Raw genomic sequence first — 22,741 nt, 5'->3', positions numbered from 1 at the left:
TGGAAGTTGTCCAACCGGTCCTGCCAGTGCTGCAGGTTGGGATCCAGGTCCGGGTCCATCGCCATCCCTTCCACGCGCGTTGCGGTCGGTGTGCAGCGTACCTCGCCACCGCCGGGCTAACCGAGATTCACCCCGGCCAGCAGGTCCGTCTCCCAGCCCCGGTGGTCACGCTCGCCGCTGACGCCGCGGACCAGGACGAAGTGCTCCGTCGCCTGCACAGGCAGGGCGATGTCGTTGGACAGCGCGAACGCCCGCCCGCCGGGTTCGACGGTGACCTGGGTGGCGTGTGCCCGCATCGCCGCCACCTTGGCGGGTCCGCTGTCGGGCGCCTCGACGACGGCGTCCACCTCGTCGTCGGGGTATCCGAAGGGAAGGTCCTCGGGCGCCACCAGGATCCACGTCGACGGCAGGTCCAGGTCGGCGAGCGTGCGCAGGCCGTCGGCCAGCGCGCTGCGCGGCGTCACGGTCCAGTAGAACTTCGGCACGTCCCACGGGTCGTCGGCTTCCGTTGCCGCCGCCTCCACCGCGGCGGTCGTGATGCGATGCGCCTGGATGTGGTCGGGGTGGCCGTACCCGCCGTTCGGGTCGTAGGTCACGACGACGTGCGGCCGCATCTCGCGGATGAGCGCCGCCAGCGCGCCGACCGCCTCGTCCGGGTCGGCGTCGATGAACCGCTGCCGATGGCGGGCGGGGGTGCCGTCCATCCCGGAGTCGCGCCAGTGCCCGGCACCGCCGAGGAAGATCGGCCTCTGCACGCCCAGATGCGCCAGCGCCGAGGACAATTCGGCAATTCGATATCCACCGAGTTGATCCGCGCCGTCGACGGCGAGCTGGGCCCACGGTTCGCCGATCACCTCGCCCTCCTCGCCGAGCGTGCACGTGACGACGCGGACGTCCGCGCCGCGGCTCGCGTAGTGCGCGATGGTCGCGCCGGTCGTCAGCGTCTCGTCGTCGGGGTGGGCGTGGACGAACAGCAGTCGTGGAATGTCCATCAGCACAAGATAGATTCACGGCGTGACGCGGCGCACCATCGAGTACGCGTGCGCTGTCATGCTCGCGGGTCTGCTCGCGGGGGTCGCGGGCGCCGCCACCACGCTGCTCCTGCACTTCGTCGAGCACCTCACCTACCACTACTCGTTCGGCACGCTGCTGAGCGGCGTCGGAGCGAGCAGTCCCGTGCGGCGGGCCGTAGGACCGATGATCGGCGGGCTGCTCGCCGGTGCCGGCTGGTGGCTGCTGCGGCGACACGGCGATGTGCCGTCGCTGTCGGTGACGATCGCCGAGCACCGTCCGATGCCCCGCTGGCGGATGACGATCGACGCGGCCCTACAGGTCCTCGTCGTCGGATCCGGTGCGTCGCTGGGTCGCGAGGGCGCGCCACGTCAGGTGGCGGCGGCCATGAGCGACGCGGGGACGTCACGGTGGGCGCTGACGCCGCGCGACCGCGAGATCCTGCTCGCCTGCGCAGCGGGCGCGGGACTGGGAGCGGTGTACAGCGTGCCGCTCGGGGGCGCCCTGTTCGCCTCGCGCATCCTGCTCGGCACGTGGCACCCCCGCGCGGTGGGAACCGCACTCGTCACGTCGAGCCTCGCCGTCGCGGTCGCCTCGCCCGTGACCCATCTCGAGCATTCGCTGACCTGGCCCAACCCGGACCTGTCCTATCTGTACATCCTGTTGGCGCTGGTGATCTCACCCCTTGCGGTGGTGGTGGGCATCGGCTTCGACCGATTCATGTCGGCGGCGAAACCGAAGCCCCAGGTGCGGGCGTGGTGGCTGATTCCGGCCGTCGGACTCGCCGGACTGGCCACCGGTGTGGCGTCGATCTGGTACCCGGAGCTGCCGGGTAACGGCCGGAGCATCCTCACGGTGAGCGTCAACGCCGACGTCACCCTCGCGGGTGCCGCGATGATCCTGCTGCTCAAACCGCTCCTCACCGCGGTCTACCTGCGTAGCGGCGCAGTCGGCGGGTTGATCACCCCGGCCCTCGCCACCGGCGCGGCGGCCGGCTCGGTCGCGACGCTGGCGTTCAACCACCTGGCGGGCACCGACATCCAGGTCGCCGCGGTCTCGCTGGCCTGTGCGGCGGGCGTGCTGGCCATCACCCAGCGCGCGCCCGCATTCGCCGCGTTGTTCGTCTGGGAGCTGGCGAGGCCGCCCATCTGGTTGCTGATCGTCTTCGCGGCGACGGCGTTCGCCACGTACCTGATCAGCGAGGCGTCTTCGCCCAGATGCCCGCGTTCCCGACGATGCCGACCGGCAGGGCGCCGGACAGGTTGACCACCGGAACGCTGGGCCCGGCGGCGACGATCGTGGTGTCCTGCAGGATCGGCAGCACCGTCGCCATGTTCCACAGCCGCGGCTCCACCGCCGTCAGGACCGAGGCGATGTCCTCGGAGCCGTCCAGCGCAGCGTCGATCTTCGGCTGAATGCTGCGGTCGCAGACGCCGGTCAGGTTACTGGGGGCCTGCACGAGTTCGTCCTCTCCCGGAGGCGGACGCGGCGTCGTGGCCGTCGTCGACGGCGGCGTGGTCACCGACGTCGTCGTGGTCGTGCCCGTGGTCGTTTCGGGCGGCGCCGAGGACGACGGGGGTGCGGTCTCCACGGCGGTCGACTCGAGCGCCGGGCAGCCGTACCGCGACGCCAACGCCGTCGCGAGATCACCGCCCGCCTGATGCCAGCCGACGATCGCGTCGATCCGGTTCTGCTCGCTCGCCTCGCCGTACAGCACGGGCGGGTCCAACGGCAGGATCGACGCCGAGATCCCGAGATTGCGCAACTGGTCGGCCGCGGTGTTGGCCACCGCGATCGACGTCGGATCGTTGGATGCGACACCGAGTACGAGCGTCAGCGGTTCGCCGTCCCTGCTGATCCGTCCGCGGGTCGACGGCGGAGTCGGCGTCGGGGCGGGCGTCGTCGACGGCGGTTCCTGCTGGACCTCGTAGCCCGCGTTGCTCAGCAGCGCGAGCGCCTCCTCACGCGTCAGCGCCGGTGGCGCGGTCGGCGCGTAGCCGGGATCGGACGGCGTTCGCACCTGCGCCTGCGCGAGGGTGACCGTGCTGTCGCTGCCCGCCCCGACCGAGGCCAGCAGGTCGACGTCGAGGAGGCCCAGAATCGCTTTGCGCACTTGGGAATCCGCGAGTTCGGGCTGCTGGGCCCGCAGTGTCAGCTGCATGACTCTCGGTGTCGCGATCCGCGCTGTGCGGACGTCGGGAATGGCGCCGAGCTGTGCGATCGCCGCCTGTCCCCCGTGTACCTGCGCGACCTGGGTGTCACCGTTGCGCATCGAATCGGCAAGGGCCGCCGGCGATCCCGCGCGCCGGAACAGGATCTGGTCGGGTTTGGCGGGTGTCGACCAGTACCGGTCGTTGCGCGCCAGCAGGATCTCGTCGCGTTGCGGGTCGATGCTCTCCACGCGGAACTGTCCGCCGGTGACCGGCAGCGCGCGTATCAGCCCCGCCGCGAAACCGCCGGGAATGTCCTTGGCGACGTGCGCGGGCAGGATGTCGTTGAACAGCTCGCGCCACGCCGGATACGGCTGCGAGAACGTCACCACCGCGGTCTTGCCGCCCTCGACCGACTGCACGCCGGTGATGAGGTCGTAGCCGGCGGGGTCGACGACGCCCGGCACGCTCACCATCTGACGCCACAGGTACCAGTAGTCGTCGGCGCCGATCGGCGCGTTGTCGGTCCACGACGCCTCGGGCCGGATCGTGTAGGTGACGGTGAACGGCTCCTCGCTGGTCACCTCGGCGGACTCGAGCAGTGTCGGGTCCATCTCCCAGCGCGACCCAGTGGGCGACGCCGCGTCGGAGATCGGCCGGAAGGAACTCGGCAGCACCAGCGACGAGATGGCCGCACTGACCGGCGACTGGTCCGACAGCAGGTGCGGATTGAACCCCGGCCCGATCGAATCGATAGCCATGATGATCTGCGTGGCGCGCATCGGCGGCGGCGCGGTGGTCTGCGACGTCTCGGTGCTCTGGGGGGCCGGCGGCGGGCTCACGGTGCACGCCGACACCAGCATGGTCGTCGACAGCAACGCCGTCGCGGCGGCGGCGAGGCGTCGCGGTGGGGTCGGCACGCCGTTCAGGGTATCGGGAGCTCTAACCCCTTGCTTTGGCACGCGCCTTCGCCCGCGCGCGCAGGCTCGCGGTCAGCTCGACCTTGCGCACCCGAACGATCTCGGGGGTGACCTCGACGCACTCGTCCTCGGCGCAGAACTCCATCGCCTGCTCCAGCCCCAGCTCCAACGGCCGGGCCAGCGTCTCGAAGACGTCGGCGGTGGAGCTGCGCATGTTCGTCAGCTTCTTCTCGCGGGTCACGTTGACGTCGAGGTCCTCGGCGCGCGGGTTGATGCCGACGACCTGACCCTCGTAGGTGTCCTCGCCGGGCTCGACGAAGAACTGCCCGCGGTCGGACAGCTGGGTCATCGCGAACGGGGTGATCTTGCCGGTGCGGTCCGACACCAGCGAACCCGTGTGCCTGGCCCGGATCTCACCGGCCCACGGCCGGTAGCCGTCGAACACGGCGTTGGCGATGCCGGTGCCGCGGGTCAGCGTGAGGAAGTCGGTGCGGAAGCCGATGAGGCCACGGCTGGGCACGATGAAGTCCATCCGGACCCATCCCGCGGCGTGGTTGGTCATGTCCTCCATCCGGCCCTTGCGGCCCGCCATCAGCTGCGTGATGGCGCCGACGAACTCGTCGGGACAGTCGATGGTCATCGCCTCGAACGGCTCGTGCAGCTTGCCGTCGATCATCTGGGTGACCACCTGCGGCTTGCCGACGGTGAGCTCGAAACCCTCACGGCGCATCTGCTCGACGAGGACGGCCAGCGCGAGCTCGCCGCGGCCCTGCACTTCCCACGCGTCGGGCCGGTCGATGTCGACCACCTTGATCGACACGTTGCCGACGAGTTCGGAGTCCAGTCGCGACTTCACCATGCGGGCGGTGAGCTTGTGCCCCGAGACCTTGCCGGCCAACGGTGAGGTGTTCGTGCCGATCGTGACCGAGATGGCGGGCTCGTCCACCGTGATGCGGGGCAACGCGTGCGCGTGCTCGGTGTCGGCGAGGGTGTCGCCGATCATGATCTCGGGGATTCCCGCGACTGCGACAATGTCGCCGGCGACGGCCTCATCCGTGGACGTGCGCTCGACGCCCTCGGTCACCAGCAGCTCGGTGATCTTGACGTTGGTGATGACCGGGTGGCCGTCGACTTCGCGCATCCACGCGACCTGCTGGCCCTTCTTGATCCGACCCTTGTAGATGCGGATCAGGGCGAGCCGGCCGAGGAACGCCGACGCGTCGAGGTTGGTCACCAGGGCCTGCAGCGGGGCCTCGGGATCGCCCTGCGGCGGCGGGATGTTCTCAAGGAGCACGTCGAACAGCACATCGAGGTTCTCGCCGTCGGGGTTCTGCCCGTTGGCGGGTTCGTTGGTGCTGGCGATGCCGGCGCGCCCGGAGGCGTACAGAACCGGTAGACCGAGCGCCTCCTCGGCGGCCTTCTGCGCCGCCTCGTCGAGGTCGGATGCGACGTCGAGCAGCAGGTCGTGGCTCTCCGAAACGACCTCGGCGATACGGGCGTCCGGTCGGTCGGTCTTGTTGACGACCAAGATGACGGGGAGATGCGCGGACAGCGCCTTGCGCAGCACGAAGCGGGTTTGCGGCAGCGGACCCTCTGAGGCGTCGACCAGCAGCAGAACCCCGTCGACCATCGACAACCCGCGTTCCACCTCGCCGCCGAAGTCGGCGTGGCCGGGCGTGTCGATGACGTTGATCACGGTCATCGAGCCATCCGGGTGCTTGCGATGCACGGCGGTGTTCTTCGCCAGGATGGTGATGCCCTTCTCCTTCTCCAGGTCACCGGAGTCCATCAGGCGTTCGACCACGTCGTCGCCGCGATGGTGAAGGGCCCCCGACTGCCGAAGCATCGCGTCCACCAGAGTCGTCTTGCCGTGGTCGACGTGAGCGACGATGGCGACATTGCGAAAATCCACGTAGTGAATTGTCGCAGCGCGCGTACCAAACGCGAAAACGACCGAAGGGCAGTCCCAGAGCACGTGAAGTTCGAGAAGTTCGCCAAGACGAAACCGAAGAAGAAGTGCTGCCGCTCCAAGCCCCGTTGCAAACGCTGCCCGCTGGTCCTGAGCAAGGTGCACAAAGCCCAGTTGCACGGCATCAGCGGCAAGGACCTCGAGAAGGTGTTCAAGCGCGCCAGAAAGGCGTGATCACCTCGCCTTTTGCGGCGTACCGTTGATGGCATCCGGCAGGGATTGGAGGCCTTGACCATGATCGTCTACGAAGGGCTCACCGTCGCGCTGATCGTCGTGCTGGCAGTCGCCGCCACGGCCGCGATCGCCGTCGGTCTACTCAACTGGATGGGCGCGTTCTTCGTCGTCCGGTGTGCGACATGTCACCATCTGACATTCGCCTCGGCGAACCGGGCACAGGAGTCGTGCCCGCACTGTCGCCATCCGGTGCTCGCGCACCCGATCTACGCGATCAACCATCGCGACCGCCGCGGCGAGGTGCGAATGGTCGGCGACCGATTGCGCTACTGACGCCTCGTCGCCAGAACGCGACCTGCACACGTTCGGGTGTGGCTGCGCGAGTTGCGGGGATTCAGGCCCGAGCCGCCAGAAGGGCGATCGTCAGTTCGGTCAGCCACGCGCGATCGGCGGGCACCCAGGCGATCTCCGGCAGTTCGTCAGCGGTGACCCAGCGGATCGCCCTGTGGTCGCGGGCTTCGACCGGGCCACCTGTTCGCCTGACCAGGTAGGCCTTCAGCGTCATCGTCTCGGTCAGTTCGATGTCCGCGCCGATGCGCCCGTGCACGTCGACGTCCACGCCGAGTTCCTCGCGTAGCTCGCGGGCCAGCGCCGCCGACTCGGACTCCCCCGGCGCGACCTTTCCGCCGGGCAACTCCCACAGTCCCGCCAACTCCGGCGGCCGGTCGCGCTGGGCGATGAGCAATGAGCCGTCGAGAATCAGCGCGCCGGCCACGACGACGACTTGCCTGGTCGAATCGTCGGCGCGCGTCACGATCACCACTATGCGCGAGTCGATCTCGACCGGCCCGAGGTGTCGTCGCGTTTCGACTCTCAGAAGGGCGGGGGTTCGTCGTCGTGCAGGTTCTGTGCGCGTTCGGCTTTGATGCGATCCGCTCTGGCTTGAGCGCGGGTGCGTTTTCGGCGGGGCATCATCATCGAGCGGTACGGGCTGGGCGGCGGTGGCCGGGTGGGTCGGGGTGCGGGGGTGGTGACGTCGGCGTCGGGGAACAGCAGCGTGATGCCGGGCTTGGTGGTGTAGGTGTGTCCGGTGGGCGTGGTGGTGATGACCGTCCCGTCGGGCAACTGCTCCTCGGACCAGCCGGCGTGGAACGTCTTGATCAGATGATGTTTTCGGCAATCGCACTTGAGACCACCGGCATGGGTCGGCCCGGCCGGATACGGCACGGTGTGGTCGATGTCGGTGAATTCGGCGAGCCGGTCGCAGCCCGGTGCCCGGCAGGTGAGGTCGCGCAGGCGAACGAAGTGATCGGTGGCCGCCGAGGGACGGTAGCGCGGTTCGGCGTCCCCGGTGGGTGTCACTAGCGGCTTGACCGTCGCGCCGCGGCGAATCAGTTCCGCCAGCAGCGGCGGGGGGACGACGCCGTGGCCGGGGATGATCGCCAGAGGTCGGGTCGGCCGAGGGGTGGGCGGTTCGTCGGGGACGGGCGGTTCGTCGGGTGAGGGTTCGTCGGGGACGGGTGGCTCCTCGACGTGGTCGTCGGTGCGGGTGTCGGCGTCGTGCTGGGCGTCCTCCTCGACCTCGTCGAGGATCTCGTCGAGTTCGCCCTCCACGGTGCGGGGGCCGTGCAGATCGGACTCGTCGACGCAGGCACCGAGGGCGGTGTCGAGGGTGGCCTGGTCGGTGATGACGTGGATGCTCACACTGCTGGCCGCGGCGTCGTCCACCTCGGCGGCGGCGGGGCAGTCCGGGTTCTCGCACAGGCACCTCAGGACGGTGGATCCGGCCATCAGCGCGGCGTGCGCGTCACCACGGCGCTGTTTGAGGGTGCGGGGGTCGTCGGGGCACACGCTGCGCGCCATCCGCCGGATCTGGGTGACGGCGATCGCGGCGTCGGGTCCGGTCATCCGGCCCCAGTAGGCCACGGTGCCCGACCCGTCGTGGCGGCCGACGACGAAGTCGCGGTCCCGGACCTGCTCGCGGACCCGGTGCACCGCGGCGGGATCGATGCGGGCGATCTCGGCGTCGACGAGTTGTTCGAACTTCCACTCCGAGACCGGGCCCCACCCGACGATCCGATCGGCCAGCACCCGATCCAACTGCGCCATCACGTCCGGATCGACGACGAGATCGGTGCGCTTCGCCAGGATCCAGACCCGCCGCCCGGTCACCAGACCCCCGTGGAACAACTCCGCCACGCGCGGGAACGTGTCGCGCAACATGGTCGCGATCTCGATCTCCCCGAGCGCCCGGCCGTGACCGATGTTGAGAGCCGCACCGATCTCCGCGGCCGCCCCATCGGTGGCATCGGCGGCAGCGTCCTCGAGCTCCACGCCGTCGCGAAGCCGGCGCCGCGCCAACTCCGCGATCGCGGCGTACTTCTCCGCATCCGCGGCCGCACTGGACCGAGCACGCGCGGTGATCACGTCGACCAACTCCCGCGCACTTAACCCTTCGAACACGTGTTCGATTCTACCTCGCACTTGTGACAGGCCCAGACGAAGTTGCTTCTGTTTTACGACCCCCATCGGCGGTATACCGAACACATGACTGTTCTCACGGACGACCAGGTTGACGCCGCCCTACCCGAGCTGACCGGTTGGGAGCGCAGCGACGGCGCGTTGCGTCGGGCGGTGAAGTTCCCGGAATTCCTCGCGGGCATCGACGCGGTGCGCCGCGTCGGCGAGCACGCGGAGGCCAAGGATCACCATCCCGATATCGACATTCGTTGGCGGACTGTGACTTTCGCGTTGGTGACGCACTCCGAGGGCGGGATCACCGACAAGGACGTCGAGATGGCCCGCGACATCAACGGGATCGTCGACTGAGAGACGCGAGGTAGCCGAGCGTCACGAGCGCTCCGAGCACATACGCCGCACCCGCGAGGGCGACGTACCAGGTCACCTTCTCGATCTCGCCGCTCTCGCGCAGCGCCTGCACGATCCACGGCGTCCCGGCGAACGCCAGGACCAGCCAGACCCAACCCAGCACGCGGGTGCGCTCACGCAGCGAGCCGTAGAACAGCCACATGATCAACGGCAGCAGCCAGATCCAGTGGTGAGTCCAGCTGACCGGGGAGAGCAGCAGCCCCAGCGTCATCACCACCAGAATCCGGCCGAGCCGGTCGTCGGCGTCGACGGCCCGCCACGCCAGCGCGGCCAGCGCGACCGTCAGCGCCACCAGCCCGATGAGCAGCGGCCCGTACCCGTCGTCGCGCCCCGTGACCAACGCGACGACGCCGCGAAGGGACTGGTTGGTGGACAGTCCGACCTGGCCGACGCGGTCGGCCCGCCCGAGGAGATCGGTGAAGTAGTACACGCCCTGGTCGCGGAGCACGACCACCGACACCGTGACGGTGACCAGGAAGACGGCGGCCGATGACACCACCACCCGCCAGCGTCGCGCTCCGAGGAAATAGAGGCCCGACACGGCCGGAGTCAGCTTCACCCCCGCGGCGAGACCGACGAGTACCCCCGACAGCCACCACCTGTTGCTGTACACCGCCGCGAGAACCATCACCATCAACAGCGCGCCGATCTGACCGAGCTCGAAGAGGTGGCGCGCGGGTTCGATCCACACGCCGACGGCGGTCCAGAGCATCGCCATCCGGGCGTCGTACCGACCGAGCAGCAGCAGCGTGAGCGACACGCCGCCGTAGAGCGCGGCGGCGACCCCGACCTGCCAGCCGAGCCCGACAACCGGGAACGGCAGCCAGTGCAACGGATAGAACAGCAGCGCCGCGAACGGCGGGTAGGTGAACTGCAGCGGCAGCGGTGGCGTCGCCGGGTGGTAGGTGAACAGATACAGCTCGCCGCGGTCGATGGCCGCCGCGCCATCGACGTAGACGTGCAGGTCGATGAAGTTGCTGCCGTTCGGCATCAGGTAGGTGACGGCCACGCGCACCGCAAGGCTCAACAGCAGCAGGTAGGGCGCCGCGGCCACCAACCTGCGCGGGGGCGACGGAACGGCACGCGTCGAGGGACTGTCTATCGGTACGACTCTAGCGATTGGTCACCGTTTACCGTCCGATCCATCACGGTTGAGTAAATGCCACACGTGTCACTTGAGTAACATCAGTAACTCTCTAGCGTCGGTGCAGGACATGCCTCCAACCGATGGGAAAACCATGGCTCTCGCCCGAAAAGTACTCGCTAGCAGCTTCATCGCCGCAGCTCTAGCCGCACCCGCGGCCCTGCTCTGCAGCGCAACCGCCTCCGCCGAGCCGGTGCCCGCTCCGGCACCCGCGCTGCCGGGGATGGGCAGTGTGCCGTTCATCAACCAACTCTCGCCGGAGATGGCCCCCGCCCTGCTCCAGAGCATGGCGTCGATGTTCGCCAACACCGCCGCCACGCCGGCCGCCCCCGCCGCGCCCGCGCCCGCCGCAACCGCGTCGGTGACGTTGCCGCAGACCCCGGCCCTGCCCGCGGCGGCCACCGGTCCACTCGGCCTCGCTCCGGCTGCGCCCGCTGCTGCCCCGACGTCGGGTCCGCTCGGCCTCGTCCAGCAGGCGGCCGCACCAGCGCTGCCCGCGACCGCTCCGGCCGCAGCCGCACCGAGCGGACCCGCCGCGCTGGTTCCGTCGGCCGACATCAAGCTCCCGCAGGTGCCGGGCACCCCGCTGGCCAACCTGCCCAGCGACGTGACGTTGCCCGGTGACCTGGCATCGCTGATGCCCGCCGGCACGCCGCTGGCCAACCTGCTGCCGAAGGCGCCCGCAGCGGTCCCCGCGGCGGCGACCGCGGCCGTTCCCGCAGCAGCCGCTGCACCCGCCGCGGCGGCCGCCGTTCCGAGTGCGGCCGACAGCTTCGGCGCTCTGGTGTTCCCGGCGTCCGCGCTGCCGTAATCGACGCCTGACCGACCGACACCACTACGGGGAGAGACATGTCATCGACGAAGAAGCTGGTGGTCGCACTGACCGCGGCCACCAGCGTGCTATTCGGCAGCAACGCGTTCGCCGCTGCGGAGCCGCCGGCACCGCTGCCGCCGCCGATCGACGGCTTGCAGGCGCCGGGCCTGCCCGCGATGGAGGCGCTCGGGCCCGCGATTCAGCAGGCCGCGTCCGATCCGACCAACGCCGCGTCGATGTTGATGGCCGCCGCGGCGGCATTCGCCGGGGACGCCGCCGCTCCCAGCTCTCGCAACGTGGCGACGGCCGTGAACGACTTCGTCGCCGATCCCCAGGTGGCCCACGTGCCCGCGGCTGGCGCGGTTCCCGGAACCGAGGCGCACCTGCCTCAGGGCGTCGACGCGCTGAACGCGGTCGGCCCTGTGCCGTTGCCGGAGGCGGCTCCCGCACCCGCCGCACCCGCACCCGAGGCGGTCCCGGCGCCCGCTCCGGAACCCGCACCTGCTCCGGCGCCCGACGCCGCGGCGTTGGCCGCTCCGGCACCCGCGCCTGCTCCCGCCGGCGCAGCGCCGACCCCCGAGTTCGGGCCGGACGCGCCGACGACGCAGGACTTCATGTACCCGTCCATCAGCAACGGCTGCCTGGGCGACGGCGGAAACGTCCTGGCAGCGGCGATCTCAGTCGCCGGTCCCGCCAAGATCCCCGCTCCCGGACCGGGCCCCGGCCAGACGGCCTATGTCTTCACCGCGATGGGCACCCCCGGCCCGGCGGCTGAGCAGAAGCTGCCGCTGAACGTGACCTGGGTCAACCTCACGACGGGTAAGTCGGGGACCGCAACGCTCAAGCCGCACGCCGACATCAACCCCGCCGGGCCGACGACGCTGACCGCCATCGCCGACACCGGATCGGGCAGCATCATGTCGACGATCTTCGGCCAGGTCACCACGACCGAGAAGCAGTGCCAGTTCATGCCCACCATCGGCTCGACGGTGGTGCCGTAAGCCGCCGCCTCAGAACGCCATGAAGAGGATCATCTCCCGGTCGTATTCACGACCGGGGTGGACCTCGGCGAGGTGCGTCTGCGCCTTCTCGACCAGATCGTCCTCGTCGGTGCCGGTGATCGCCTCACCGCAGGGGCAGTTCAGATGTGTCTTCGCCATGGTGACAACGATCCCATACGCGCACGATGGTGCCTACGGAGCTCTACGACGTGATGCGGACAACGGGTGCGGTACGGCAGTTCACGGGTGAACCGCTGCCCGACGAGGTACTCGATCGGATTCTGGACAACGCTCGTTTCGCGCCCAGCGGTGGCAACCGGCAGGGGGTGCGGGTCATCGCCATCCGCGACATCGGGACCCGCGAGGCCCTCGCGGACCTGACGCTCCCCGGCGCGCGGCGCTACCTCGCGCAGGTCGCCAACGGCGAGGCGCCGTGGAATCCGCTGGCGCCCGCCGGGGTCGACGCGGCGACGATCGCCGCCGTCGACGGCAGCCCCATGACGTCGGCGCTGCTGAGCGCGGACGTCGTGCTGGTGGTCTGCCTCGACCTCGGCGTCGCCGCCGCCTTCGACCAGGATCTCGAACGGGTCGGCGTCGTGAGCGGCGCGTCGATCTACCCGTTCGTCTGGAACGTCCTGCTGGCCGCGCGCAACGAGGGTTTCGGCGGCGTGCTGACCACGATGGTGGTGCCCGAGGAGTCGGCCGTCCGCGCGCTGCTCGGCGTCCCCGACCGGTTCGCCGTCGCCGCGGTCGTGCCGCTCGGAAAGCCCGTGCACCAGGTCAGCAAGCTCAAGCGGAAACCGTTGCGGGACATGGTGACCCGCGAACGATTCGATGGCGCAGCGTTCTAGATCCCCCGGTCGCTCCGCTCCTGCCCGCCGAATCTAGGGCTTCGCCTTCGCCGCCGCCTTGGCCTGCTTCTTGTAGGACCGCACCTTGTCCAGCGAGCCGCCGTCGACGACGTCGGCCACCGACATGTGGACCCCGGCCTTGCCGTAGTCCCCTGCGGCCTCGCGCCAGCCCTTCGGCGTGACGCCGTACTGCTTGCCCAGCAGCGCGACGAAGATCCTCGCCTTCTGGTCGCCGAAACCGGGCAGGGCCTTCATCCGCCTGAGCACCTCGGCGCCGTCGGGGTCGACCGCCGTCCACACCGCCGCCGCGTCACCGCCGTATTCGTCGACGAGCGTCTGAGCCAGCGTCTGCACGCGCTTACCCATCGAGCCCGGGAAGCGATGCACCGCGGGGCGTTCCGAGCACAACGCGATGAACGCCTCGGGGTCGTAGTCGGCGATCTGGTGCGCGTCCAGCCCACCCAGCCGATCGGCGAGCTTCTTCGGTCCGGCGAAGGCCACCTCCATGGGGATCTGCTGATCGAGCAGCATGCCGATGAGCAACGCCAGCGGATTCGACTCCAGCAGAGCGTCGGCGGCGGGATCCTGAACCAGCTGCAACTTCGCCATTCGCCCAGTTTAGGACGCTCGCGTACAACCTGAACCCGGAGCCGGCCGCTCAGGGAGTCATCGGCCCTGCCCGGTTCAGTAACAGGGAAGCGGCAACGCCGATTCGGCGTTGGCACTGCACGTGCTCAAGACTCGAGAGGTGACAGCCCGCCCGACCACCGGACGATTCGCCTTTCCGCTGCTGGCCTACGCCTTCGCCGCGGTGATGATCGGCACCACCATGCCGAGTCCGATGTACGCGCTGTACGCGGAGCGCCTGCACTTCGCGGTGCTGACCACGTCCGTGGTGTTCGCGACCTACGCGGCCGGCGTGCTGGCGGCGCTTCTGGTGTTCGGCAGTTGGTCCGACGCCGTCGGTAGACGGCCCGTGCTGTTCGCGGGCATCGGGTTCGCGGTGCTCAGCGGGATCGTGTTCCTGGTGGCCGACTCCGTCGGCGTGCTGCTGATCGGCCGGGTGCTGTCCGGGCTGTCGGCGGGTCTCTTCACCGGAACCGCGACGGCGGCGGTCATCGAAGCCGCACCGGAGGAGTGGAAGAGCCGCGCCGCCGCGGTGGCGTCGATGGCCAACATCGGCGGGCTGGGACTCGGCCCGTTCATCGCCGGCGCATTGGTGCAGTACGCCCCGTCGCCGCTTCACCTTTCGTTCGTCCTGCACCTGGCCCTGCTGACACTGGCCGCCGTTGCCGTCGCCGTGGTGCCGGAGACCTCGAAGCGACAGGGTCGCATCGGGTTTCAGCGCTTAGCGGTGCCGCGGGAAGCGCGCGCGGTCTTCGTACCGGCAGCCATTGCGGCGTTCTGCGGCTTCGCGGTGATGGGCCTGTTCAACGCCGTCGTGCCGACGTTCGTCGCGCTCGAGATCGGCATCCCGAACCACTTCCTCGGCGGCTTCATGGTGACGACGATCTTCGGCGCGTCCGCTGTGACCCAGCTGTTCGCGGTATGGATCCCGCCCCGGCTCGCCGTCGCCGTCGGCAGCGCGGTCTTGATCGTCGGGCTGGCGGTGCTCGCCGCGGCGCTGTGGGTCGCGTCGCTGCCCGCGCTGATCGCCGCCGGGGTGATCGCCGGTGTCGGCCAGGGCATCAGCTTCGGCCGCGGTCTCGCCGCCATCGCCGAACGCACCCCGCAGCAGCGCCTCGCCGAAGTCAGTTCGACCTACTTCGTCGTCGCCTACGTGGGCATCTCGCTGCCCGTGATCGGCGACGGCTTCGCGGCCCAGATCTGGGGGCTGCGCGAGGCGGGCGTGGCATTCGCGGTTGCAGCCGCCGTGCTGGTCTCGCTGTGCCTGGCTCTGATCGTCTGGACGGAATCGCGGAGCCGGAACTTGAGCAGAACTACCTAGGCCGTCCCCGCTTAGGTTCAGCACATGACGAATTCACGGCTCTTCCCCTCCGCAGCCGACATCGACGCGAGCACCCCGGCCGACCGGGACAGGGCCATCGACGTCATTCGCATCGCCGCGCTCGTCGGTGTGGTGGCCGGCCACACGATCATGGCGACCAGTGTCATCACCGACGACGTCTTCCACTGGGGCAACCTGCTGACCACGTCGTGGATCTTCCAGGCGCTGACGTGGGTGTTCCAGATCATGCCGCTGTTCTTCTTCGCGGGCGTGGCCGCGTCGGTGAACTCCTACCACCCCGGCTCCAGCTGGGGCGGCTGGCTGCTCAAGCGCTGCACGCGGCTCTACCGGCCGGTGTTCTACTACCTCGCCTTCTGGGCCGCGGCGTTGGCCGTGCTGTCCCACCTGCTGCCGATTCACGTCTACGAACCGGTCGCGGGCATCAGCATCCAGCTGCTCTGGTTCCTCGGCGCCTACGTGCTGGTGCTCGCCGCGGTTCCACTGCTGACGCGCATCACCACCACGGCGCGACTGGTGACCGCGGTCGCCGCGACGTACGGGGTGATCGCCGTCGTCGACGTGGTGCGCATCGACGCGCCCGGCTGGTCCGGTCTGGCGTGGGTGAACTTCACCGCCTGGCTCATCCCCGGCATGCTCGGGGTGGCCTACCGGCGCGGGCTGCTGCGGCCGCGGCCGGCGCTCGCGCTGGGCTGCGCGATGTTCGTCGTCAACGTCGCGCTGCACTGGTTCGGCCCGTACCAGCTGAGCCTCGTCGGCATCGACGCCGACGGCGTGCGCAACATGACGCCGCCGTCCCTGCTGCTCGCCGGGCACGCGATCATGTTGTGCGCGTTCGCGATTGCCGCCGCACCGGCGATCACCCGGTGGGCGGCGCGGCCGGCGGTGTGGCGGCTGGCCGTCATCGGCAACTCGGGCGCCATGACGCTGTACCTGTGGCACATGCCGCTCCTGCTGGGCATGCACCTGGCGTTCGACTACCTGGGTCTGCCGCGCTACCCGGGCCAGCCGCACCTGGTGCTGCTCAGCATCGTGCAGCTGGCGATCATGACGGTCGCCATGTCGGTGACCTTCATCGCGCTGCGGCCGTTGGAGAACAACCCGCTGCCGCTGTGGGACGGCGGGTTCGTGCCGCGGCCCGGTCTGCGCAGCGCAGCGGTCGGCGCGCTGCTGTGCATCGCGGGCGCGGCGACGCTGGCGTCGTGCGCGTGGGGCCTGAAGGATCAGGGCCTGTGGTGCGTCGCCGTCCTGCTGACCGGACTGGTCGCAGCTAGGGCGCTGGCGTCAGCCGCTCTTACGACGGAACTCCCGGTGAGCCTCTGCAGGACCCGTTGAGCGCGGTCCGTGCTTGCGTCCGCCGTCCTTGTGCTCGGAGCCGCCGCCGGCATTGGCCTTCTTGCGTTCCAGCGCCTCGCGGAACTTGCGCTTCTGCTCGTCCTCGGGTTCTTCGGCTGAATGCTCCTCGCGCGAGCGCTCGTCGGTGGCCATGGCGCTAACCGTAGCCTGCGGCGGAGCTTCGTGTCGCGGATGTTTCAGCGCACGCCGGGGGGCAGCCCGTACAGATGGTTGATGGGCAGCGTCAGCAGCACCCGGCGATCGTCGACCATCGCCCTGCGGTAGTCGTCCCAGTCGGAGTGCTCACCGCTGATGTTGCGGTACAGCGCGACCAACGCCTCGACGGTGTCGTCGTGCGGGGCCGCCGCGGGCGGGGTCAGGATGGCGTCCCCCTCGGCCACGGCGTACGCCCACCCGTCGTCCGACCGGACGTAGAGCGAGGCTCGCGGATCGCGACGCAGGTTGCGGGTTTTGGCCCGCGGCTCGGTCACCGACACCTCGATCGCCACGGCGCGAGAATCGAAGTGATACACCACATTCGACAGCTGCGGCCTGCCGTCGCGTTTGACGGTGACGAGCACCCCCAACGTGTTGCCACTGATCAAGGCCAACAGCTTGTCGTCCAGCACCCGCCGGGTCATAACAACGAGCGTACGACTGCCGCCGCCCTACAGTGGCGATGTGACCGTGTTCGATGCGGAGTTCCGATGACGCGGTACGCCGCGCTGCTGCGCGGCGTGAACGTCGGCGGGATCAACCTCAAGATGGCCGCGGTGGCCGAGGCGTTCACCGACGCCGGCTTCACCGACGTCACGACCATCCTCGCCAGCGGCAACGTGCTGCTGACGAGCCGCTCCGGGGTGGCCGAGGTGCGGAAGAAGGCGGAGAAGGCACTGCGCGACACGTTCGGCTACGACGCGTGGGTGCTCGCCTACCCGATCGACGCGATCGCCGCCATTTCACAGGCGTTCCCCTTCGAGCGTGACGTCGACGGTGTCCAGTCGTACGTCACGTTCGTCTCGGACCCGGACGTCCTCGACGAACTCGCCGACTTGGAACCCGGCGAGGGCGAGCGGATCGAGCGCGGCGAGGGGGTCGTCTACTGGCAGGTGCCGAAGAACAGCACGCTCGGCAGCGCGATCGGCAGGACGATGGGCACGAGGCGCTACAAGTCGTCGACCACGACGCGCAACCTGCGCACGGTCGAGAAGATACTGCGCTGAACTGGGCGTATCCGCGCTTCGGTACCGTCGGACGGATGAGCTCCCCCTCCGCCAAGAAGATCGATCCGGTGCTGTCGGGCGTGCCCGAGACGGCGTTGATGACGCTCGCGGTACGCGCTAGCGAGGCGCGCAGAACCGACGGCATCATCCTCGACCCGATGGCCGTCACCATGGTCGACGCCATCGACTACGACTTCTCGAAGTTCGGCTTCACCAAGCGGCAGGACATGGCGGTGCGCGCGTTGGCCTTCGACCGTGAGACCCGTCGCTACCTCGTCGACCACCCGGCGGCGACCGTCGTCGCGCTGGCCGAGGGCCTGCAGACCAGCTTCCACCGTCTGGACAACTCGGGTGTCGGGCACCGATTCCGTTGGCTGTCAGTCGATCTGCCACAGATGATCGCGCTGCGGGAGCAGCTGCTGCCGCCCGACGAGCGGGTGTCGATGTGCGCCCAGTCGGCGCTCGACTACAGCTGGATGGATCTCGTCGACGACAGCAACGGCGTGTTCATCACGGCCGAGGGGCTGCTGATGTACCTGCAACCCGAGGAGGCGCTCGGCCTCATCGCCGCATGCGCGCAGCGCTTCCCCGGCGGCCGGATGATGTTCGACCTGCCGCCCGCGTGGTTCGCCAAACTGATCAGCCGCGGCGTCCGCACATCCAAGCGCTACCGGGTGCCGCCGATGCCGTTCAGCATGTCGCCGGCACAGGCCGCCGACCTCGTGAACACCGTGCCCGGCGTCCGCGGTGTCCACGACATCCCGATGCCCGAGGGCAGAGGACGGCTGTGGAACACCATCGGCTGGGCCGTGCAGCGTCTCTCGCTGTTCGACCCCGTGCGCCCCACCGTGACGCTGCTGGAATTCGGCTAGCTCGTCAGCCAGCTAACCGAACGCCGCCTCCACGTAGCGCAGCGCCGCGGCTCGCTCGACACCGAGCGAGTGCGCCGCCTCCGCGTAGGCGTGCGCGGCCGCCGCCATCGCGGCGTCCGCCGGATCGGCTCGTGCGACGAAAGTGCCGAACCTCCCCCGCGTTTCGACGACGCCGGCACCCTCGAGCTCGCGATACGCGCGCGCGACGGTGTTCACCGCCATCTTCAATTCGGCGGCAAGCTCGCGCACCGTTGGCAAACGCGTGCCCGGTGAAAGCCTGCCGTCTCTGATTCCCCCGATTATCTGAGTCCGAAGCTGATCGAAGAGCGGACGTGCCGCCTCCGAATCCACCCGGACCCAATCCCCCAGATTGGCCACGTGCCTAGTATCACAAAAACCGGCTAGTTTGGTGGCGTGCTAGTGACAGTGCTCAGCGGCGCGGGGATGTCAGCCGAGAGCGGTGTCCCCACCTTCCGCGATGTCGAGACCGGGTTGTGGGCCACCACCGACCCCTACGAGATCTCCAGTTCGGACGGCTGGCGGCGCCACCCCGAGCGGGTGTGGGCCTGGTACCTGTGGCGGCACTACATGATGAAGGCGGTCCAGCCGAACGACGGGCACAGGGCCGTCGCCGCCTGGCAGGACTACGCCGACGTCCAGGTCGTCACCCAGAACGTCGACGACCTACACGAGCGGGCAGGCAGTACGCAGGTCCACCACCTGCACGGCAGCCTCTTCCACTTCCGTTGCGACCGTTGCCAATCCACCTACGAGGGCCCGATGCCCGAGATGCCGGAGCCGGTCGAGACCGTCGAGCCGCCGGTGTGCGCGTGCGGCGGCCTGGTGCGGCCCGACGTGGTCTGGTTCGGTGAGCAACTGCCCGCCGTGGCGTGGGACCGCTCAGTGGCGGCGGTGGTGGCCTCCGACGTCGCGATCGTCGTCGGCACGTCCGCCGTCGTCTACCCGGCGGCCAGCCTGCCCGAACTGGCGATCCAATCCGGCATCCCCGTCATCGAGGTCAACCCCGAGCCGACGCCGCTGTCGGGCAGCGTGACGCTCTCGCTGCGCGAAACGGCGGCCACCGCGCTGCCGGAGCTGCTCCAGCGGCTGCCGGCGCTGCTCGGCTAGGGGTGGTGCGCACAGCCGTTCGCGGTCATCGCCTCGGTTGCGGCCACGGGATGCCCGAACAGGTAACCCTGCCCCAGCGCACACCCCCACTCGGTGAGTAGTTCGCATTGTGAACGCGATTCGATCCCCTCGGCGATGACGGTCATATCCAAACTCGAGCCCAAGCTCAGCACCGCCTTGGTGATCGCCTCGCACCGCGGGTCACGACCCAGCCCGTGAACGAACTGCTTGTCGATCTTGAGGATGTCCACGGGGAGGTCCACGATCTTGGCGAGGCCGCTGAAGCCGGTGCCGACGTCGTCGATGGCGACGCGCACGCCGATCTGACGCAGTCGCTCCAAATCGGCCTTCGCGGACTCCGCCACTCGCCCTGCGTGTGTCTCGGTCAGCTCGAGGACCAGCCGGTCGGGGCGTAGCCCGGTCCTCGCGAGCGCGTTGAGGACGTCAGCGCGGAAATCGCCCAGTTCCAGTTGTCTGCCCGAGACGTTGACGTGAACGGCGGCGTCGGCCATCAGGCCGGTCCACTGTCGCGTTTGTCGACACGCTTCGTTGAGCACCTGCCGTCCGATGGCGGACATGTAGTGCGAGGATTCGGCGACGGCCAGGAAGTCGTCGGGGGTGAGCACCCCCCGTTCCGGATGGCGCCAACGCACGAGCGCTTCCACTGCGACGCAGTCGCCGGTTCGGAGATCCACGATCGGCTGCACGTGGACGATGAACTCGGCGCGCTCGACGGCCCTCGCCAACTCGGGGATTAGCCCCACCGCGCAGAAGCTGTCCGCCTCCGCGGGTGATTCGTCAATGGTGATGCAGTCCTTGCCATTTCGTTTCGCCTGGTACATCAACGTGTCGGCACGCTGGAGGAGGCTTCCCGCCGTGGACGCCCTGTTCGCGGTCACCACGCCGACGCTGCCCGAGAGTTGGTCGTAGGTTCCCCCGTCGGCCAGTCCGACGGGCCGACGGAGTTCGGCAAGGATCCTCTTGGCCACCCTCTCCAGTTGGACGACGCCGGCGACGTCGGGACAGAGCACCGCGAATTCGTCCCCACCCAGCCGGGCTGCGGTGTCTCCCGACCGAATCGAGCCCATGATCCGTTGCGCCACGACTTTGAGGACCTCATCACCCTGCGCATGGCCCCAGGTGTCGTTCACCGTCTTGAACCCGTCGAGGTCGAGGAAGATCAGGCCGACCCCGGCGGGATTCTCGTGTCCCGCGCCGGCCAGCGCGTGCTCGATTCGGTCCACGAGCAGTGCGCGATTGGCCAGGCCGGTCAACGGGTCGTGCAGCGCCATGCGGTGCAGTTCGTCCTCGACGAGCTTGCGGCCGGTGATGTCCGCGACCAGACATATCCCGTAGGGATCGCGTCCTCGGGGGGCCACCACCGAGGACGAGACCGCACCCCACACCGTTCCGCCGTCTGCGCGTCGAAACGACATCTCCGCGTCGAATGCCTCGCCCACCCCCAATGAGAGGAGGCGTTCCAAACCGAGCCCGCTCGCGGTCATCTCGAGGACCTGCGCCGTCGAGCCGCCGAGGATGTCCGCCATCGCCTGATTGCATCGCGTTACGCATCCGGTGCGGGGCGCCGTCACCTCGAACATGAACATGCCCATGGGAGCGGTGTCGAAGGCCAGCCGAAAGCGCTCTTCGCTCTCGGCGAGAGCGTGCTTGGCCGCCTTCTGTTCGGTGATGTCGGTGGCCACCCCGATGTATCCCGCACAGCTGCCGTCCTCAGCCGTCATCCGTGACACCGCCAGGCTGACGGCGACGTGAGCGCCGTCGCGTCGGACGTACGTCCATTCGCGCACTTCGGCGACGTCGGCCGTGACGTTGTGCACGAACACTTCGAACCCGGCGGGGATGCCCATGTCGGCCGCCCTCGCGCAGACCTCGGTGTCGAGGTGGAAGTCCAATGGCGTGCGGCCGAGCATCTCCTCGGACGACCATCCGAGGAGTCGCTCCGCGCCGTTGTTGAACACGGTGATGCGTCCGGAGGGGTCGGTACCGATGATCGCCTGCTCGGAGACCGCCTGCAGGACTCCGGAGAACAGGTCGCGTGCCTCGCGCAGCGACCGTGCGTTGGTGCGTTGCTCGGTGACATCCCGGAAGGCCATGACCTTGAAAAAGGACGCCGGCGCGAGGGGGGCGGTCGTCAGCTCGATGACCCTGGCGTCGTCTGCGGTGATGACGACGTCGTGCGGAACGGGACGCGACGACCCCGGCGCGATCGCGACGACGTCATCGACGAGGCCCGAGTTCGCCGCACGGGCGTTCTGCACGACGACCGCTCCGGCCGGATCGACGACGACGACGCTGTCGTGAATGCTGTCGAGCACCGCGCCCATCAGTTCGGAACTGCGATCCGCTTGATCACGTGCCTGCTCGAGTTCCGAGATGAGCCGCACGCGGGAATCGCGGTAGAGGGACAACGTCAGGACGACGACCGTCAGGCTGCAGACCAGTGATTGCGCCAGCAGTGCACGCGCCTCGATGTCGAGGACGATGAAGGCGCCCCTGTTCGCGAGGGCGGCGAAGATGATCCAGGTCCCCGCCGCCAGGAGGAAGACCGAGTTCGCCGTCGTGCTGTACCGCAGTGCCAGCCCCATCGCGGGCACCAGGGCGAGGAAGGCCATCGGGGCGCCGTTGTTCAGCCAGAAGACCCCGACGAAGATCGCCGCGACGGCACCCCCCGCCAGCAGCGCCTCCACCGCACGCGCCGCCGACATACGCGGCCGCCGCCAGGCGACGTCCTGAAGTCGCAGCCAGATGGACACTGCGAGGAGCGCGGAGGCCCCGTTGCGCACTGCGAAGAGACCGAACGTCTTCCAGACCGGTTGATCCGCGGTCAGCACCAGGAACACCGTCGCCAGAAGGGCCGCGCAACAGGTTCCGGCGGCGATGGCCGCGATGAGGCGCGCCATGTCGGCGGGGTCGCGGAGGACGGCCCTGTCTCGCCGATGCGTCAAGATCCCCACCGTCACCACGGCCAGGGCCACGTTGACCAGTACGAACCAGGCGGCGAGCGACACCGAGGCCCCGGTGGCGATGTTCACCGCGAAGGTCAACACGCCCAGAAGCACGAGGTGGACGACGCACTCACGTGGCCCGCGGCGCTGCGCCTCCAGTATCCAGATGATCGCCACCGCTGCCGCCGGCCACACCAGTGCCACTTCGCCTCCGCCTAATCGGGAGGCCCGACCGGCGACGATGGACAGCGCATAGAGCAGCGGAAACGCCACGAACAACAGTGCGGGGCGCAACACTCGATCCATCCCACCTCCCTGATTGACGGAA

The 22,741-nt window shown here is 69.1% G+C and carries 24 protein-coding genes; 12 read left to right on the top strand and 12 right to left on the bottom strand.

The features are described 5' to 3' along the window. Positions 1-116: 116 nt before the first annotated feature. Complete coding sequence (mshB, locus tag NM203_RS01325) at positions 117-992, bottom strand: N-acetyl-1-D-myo-inositol-2-amino-2-deoxy-alpha-D-glucopyranoside deacetylase (protein ID WP_255057785.1); 876 nt, start codon at positions 990-992, stop codon at positions 117-119. Positions 993-1,014: 22 nt separating this feature from the next. On the opposite strand from mshB, the gene NM203_RS01320 reads away from it, so the two are divergent. After that, complete coding sequence (locus NM203_RS01320; RefSeq protein WP_255057784.1) at positions 1,015-2,277, top strand: chloride channel protein; 1,263 nt, start codon at positions 1,015-1,017, stop codon at positions 2,275-2,277. Here NM203_RS01320 and NM203_RS01315 read toward each other — a convergent pair. Together NM203_RS01315 and typA are read right to left on the bottom strand one after the other, a co-directional pair. Next, on the bottom strand, positions 2,207-4,024 hold the full coding sequence (locus NM203_RS01315) for an ABC transporter family substrate-binding protein (RefSeq protein WP_255058272.1): 1,818 nt from the start codon (positions 4,022-4,024) through the stop codon (positions 2,207-2,209). The genes NM203_RS01320 and NM203_RS01315 overlap by 71 nt on opposite strands. A gap of 79 nt (positions 4,025-4,103) precedes the next feature. After that, the gene (gene typA, locus NM203_RS01310) at positions 4,104-5,993 is read right to left on the bottom strand and encodes a translational GTPase TypA (protein WP_255057783.1); all 1,890 of its coding nucleotides are present in this window, start codon (positions 5,991-5,993) and stop codon (positions 4,104-4,106) included. Positions 5,994-6,056: 63 nt separating this feature from the next. Here typA and NM203_RS01305 point away from each other — a divergent pair, with 63 nt between their 5' ends. Together NM203_RS01305 and NM203_RS01300 are read left to right on the top strand one after the other, a co-directional pair. Continuing rightward, on the top strand, positions 6,057-6,224 hold the full coding sequence (locus NM203_RS01305) for a hypothetical protein (RefSeq protein ID WP_255057782.1): 168 nt from the start codon (positions 6,057-6,059) through the stop codon (positions 6,222-6,224). Between the two features lie 60 nt (positions 6,225-6,284). After that, the gene (locus NM203_RS01300) at positions 6,285-6,557 is read left to right on the top strand and encodes a hypothetical protein (protein ID WP_255057781.1); all 273 of its coding nucleotides are present in this window, start codon (positions 6,285-6,287) and stop codon (positions 6,555-6,557) included. Between the two features lie 61 nt (positions 6,558-6,618). Here NM203_RS01300 and NM203_RS01295 read toward each other — a convergent pair whose 3' ends face one another. Together NM203_RS01295 and NM203_RS01290 are read right to left on the bottom strand one after the other, a co-directional pair. Continuing rightward, entirely contained in the window at positions 6,619-7,038 is a 420-nt protein-coding gene (locus tag NM203_RS01295; RefSeq protein WP_255057780.1) for a (deoxy)nucleoside triphosphate pyrophosphohydrolase, read from the bottom strand. Between the two features lie 59 nt (positions 7,039-7,097). Then, on the bottom strand, positions 7,098-8,687 hold the full coding sequence (locus NM203_RS01290) for an HNH endonuclease signature motif containing protein (RefSeq protein ID WP_255057779.1): 1,590 nt from the start codon (positions 8,685-8,687) through the stop codon (positions 7,098-7,100). A gap of 84 nt (positions 8,688-8,771) precedes the next feature. On the opposite strand from NM203_RS01290, the gene NM203_RS01285 reads away from it, so the two are divergent. Next, entirely contained in the window at positions 8,772-9,053 is a 282-nt protein-coding gene (locus NM203_RS01285) for a 4a-hydroxytetrahydrobiopterin dehydratase (RefSeq protein ID WP_255057778.1), read from the top strand. On the opposite strand, the gene NM203_RS01280 is transcribed toward NM203_RS01285, so the two are convergent. Continuing rightward, the gene (locus NM203_RS01280; protein WP_255058271.1) at positions 9,034-10,233 is read right to left on the bottom strand and encodes a mannosyltransferase; all 1,200 of its coding nucleotides are present in this window, start codon (positions 10,231-10,233) and stop codon (positions 9,034-9,036) included. The two genes, NM203_RS01285 and NM203_RS01280, sit on opposite strands and share 20 nt — an antisense overlap. Before the next feature lie 94 nt (positions 10,234-10,327). Here NM203_RS01280 and NM203_RS01275 point away from each other — a divergent pair, with 94 nt between their 5' ends. Both NM203_RS01275 and NM203_RS01270 read left to right on the top strand, forming a co-directional pair. Beyond that, positions 10,328-11,068 carry a hypothetical protein gene (locus NM203_RS01275; RefSeq protein ID WP_255057777.1) on the top strand — a complete coding sequence of 247 codons (741 nt, stop codon included), beginning with the start codon at positions 10,328-10,330 and terminating at the stop codon, positions 11,066-11,068. A 38-nt stretch (positions 11,069-11,106) separates the two neighbouring features. Continuing rightward, complete coding sequence (locus NM203_RS01270) at positions 11,107-12,072, top strand: Rv1157c family protein (RefSeq protein WP_255057776.1); 966 nt, start codon at positions 11,107-11,109, stop codon at positions 12,070-12,072. A 9-nt stretch (positions 12,073-12,081) separates the two neighbouring features. On the opposite strand, the gene NM203_RS01265 is transcribed toward NM203_RS01270, so the two are convergent. Next, complete coding sequence (locus NM203_RS01265) at positions 12,082-12,231, bottom strand: DUF1059 domain-containing protein (protein ID WP_255057775.1); 150 nt, start codon at positions 12,229-12,231, stop codon at positions 12,082-12,084. A 26-nt stretch (positions 12,232-12,257) separates the two neighbouring features. On the opposite strand from NM203_RS01265, the gene NM203_RS01260 reads away from it, so the two are divergent. After that, on the top strand, positions 12,258-12,923 hold the full coding sequence (locus NM203_RS01260; RefSeq protein ID WP_255057774.1) for a nitroreductase family protein: 666 nt from the start codon (positions 12,258-12,260) through the stop codon (positions 12,921-12,923). Between the two features lie 33 nt (positions 12,924-12,956). On the opposite strand, the gene NM203_RS01255 is transcribed toward NM203_RS01260, so the two are convergent. Then, positions 12,957-13,532 (bottom strand): HhH-GPD-type base excision DNA repair protein, encoded by a 576-nt coding sequence (locus NM203_RS01255; RefSeq protein WP_255057773.1) that lies wholly within the window; start codon positions 13,530-13,532, stop codon positions 12,957-12,959. A gap of 139 nt (positions 13,533-13,671) precedes the next feature. On the opposite strand from NM203_RS01255, the gene NM203_RS01250 reads away from it, so the two are divergent. Both NM203_RS01250 and NM203_RS01245 read left to right on the top strand, forming a co-directional pair. Beyond that, positions 13,672-14,871 (top strand): MFS transporter, encoded by a 1,200-nt coding sequence (locus tag NM203_RS01250; RefSeq protein ID WP_255057772.1) that lies wholly within the window; start codon positions 13,672-13,674, stop codon positions 14,869-14,871. Positions 14,872-14,895: 24 nt separating this feature from the next. After that, positions 14,896-16,224 (top strand): acyltransferase family protein, encoded by a 1,329-nt coding sequence (locus tag NM203_RS01245; protein WP_255057771.1) that lies wholly within the window; start codon positions 14,896-14,898, stop codon positions 16,222-16,224. On the opposite strand, the gene NM203_RS01240 is transcribed toward NM203_RS01245, so the two are convergent. Together NM203_RS01240 and NM203_RS01235 are read right to left on the bottom strand one after the other, a co-directional pair. Further along, on the bottom strand, positions 16,174-16,377 hold the full coding sequence (locus NM203_RS01240) for a DUF5302 domain-containing protein (RefSeq protein ID WP_255057770.1): 204 nt from the start codon (positions 16,375-16,377) through the stop codon (positions 16,174-16,176). The two genes, NM203_RS01245 and NM203_RS01240, sit on opposite strands and share 51 nt — an antisense overlap. A 44-nt stretch (positions 16,378-16,421) precedes the next feature. Continuing rightward, on the bottom strand, positions 16,422-16,865 hold the full coding sequence (locus NM203_RS01235; protein ID WP_255057769.1) for a PPOX class F420-dependent oxidoreductase: 444 nt from the start codon (positions 16,863-16,865) through the stop codon (positions 16,422-16,424). 66 nt (positions 16,866-16,931) lie between these two features. Here NM203_RS01235 and NM203_RS01230 point away from each other — a divergent pair, with 66 nt between their 5' ends. Both NM203_RS01230 and NM203_RS01225 read left to right on the top strand, forming a co-directional pair. Further along, positions 16,932-17,447, top strand: coding sequence for a DUF1697 domain-containing protein (locus NM203_RS01230; protein ID WP_255057768.1), 516 nt, complete (start codon positions 16,932-16,934; stop codon positions 17,445-17,447). Positions 17,448-17,482: 35 nt separating this feature from the next. Continuing rightward, a complete protein-coding gene (locus NM203_RS01225) occupies positions 17,483-18,319 on the top strand; it encodes a class I SAM-dependent methyltransferase (RefSeq protein WP_255057766.1) in 837 nt (278 codons plus the stop codon). Between the two features lie 12 nt (positions 18,320-18,331). On the opposite strand, the gene NM203_RS01220 is transcribed toward NM203_RS01225, so the two are convergent. Continuing rightward, the gene (locus NM203_RS01220) at positions 18,332-18,697 is read right to left on the bottom strand and encodes an Rv1152 family transcriptional regulator (RefSeq protein WP_255057765.1); all 366 of its coding nucleotides are present in this window, start codon (positions 18,695-18,697) and stop codon (positions 18,332-18,334) included. A 42-nt stretch (positions 18,698-18,739) separates the two neighbouring features. On the opposite strand from NM203_RS01220, the gene NM203_RS01215 reads away from it, so the two are divergent. Beyond that, positions 18,740-19,447, top strand: a complete 708-nt coding sequence (locus NM203_RS01215) for an NAD-dependent deacylase (RefSeq protein WP_308212801.1) — start codon at positions 18,740-18,742, stop codon at positions 19,445-19,447. Here NM203_RS01215 and NM203_RS01210 read toward each other — a convergent pair. After that, positions 19,444-22,719 (bottom strand): bifunctional diguanylate cyclase/phosphodiesterase, encoded by a 3,276-nt coding sequence (locus tag NM203_RS01210; RefSeq protein ID WP_255057763.1) that lies wholly within the window; start codon positions 22,717-22,719, stop codon positions 19,444-19,446. The two genes, NM203_RS01215 and NM203_RS01210, sit on opposite strands and share 4 nt — an antisense overlap. Between the last annotated feature and the right edge of the window lie 22 nt (positions 22,720-22,741).

Origin of the sequence: Mycolicibacterium arenosum (assembly GCF_024320865.1) — a bacterium.
GTDB lineage: Bacteria > Actinomycetota > Actinomycetes > Mycobacteriales > Mycobacteriaceae > Mycobacterium > Mycobacterium arenosum.
This window is presented reverse-complemented; position numbering and strand designations above follow the sequence as displayed.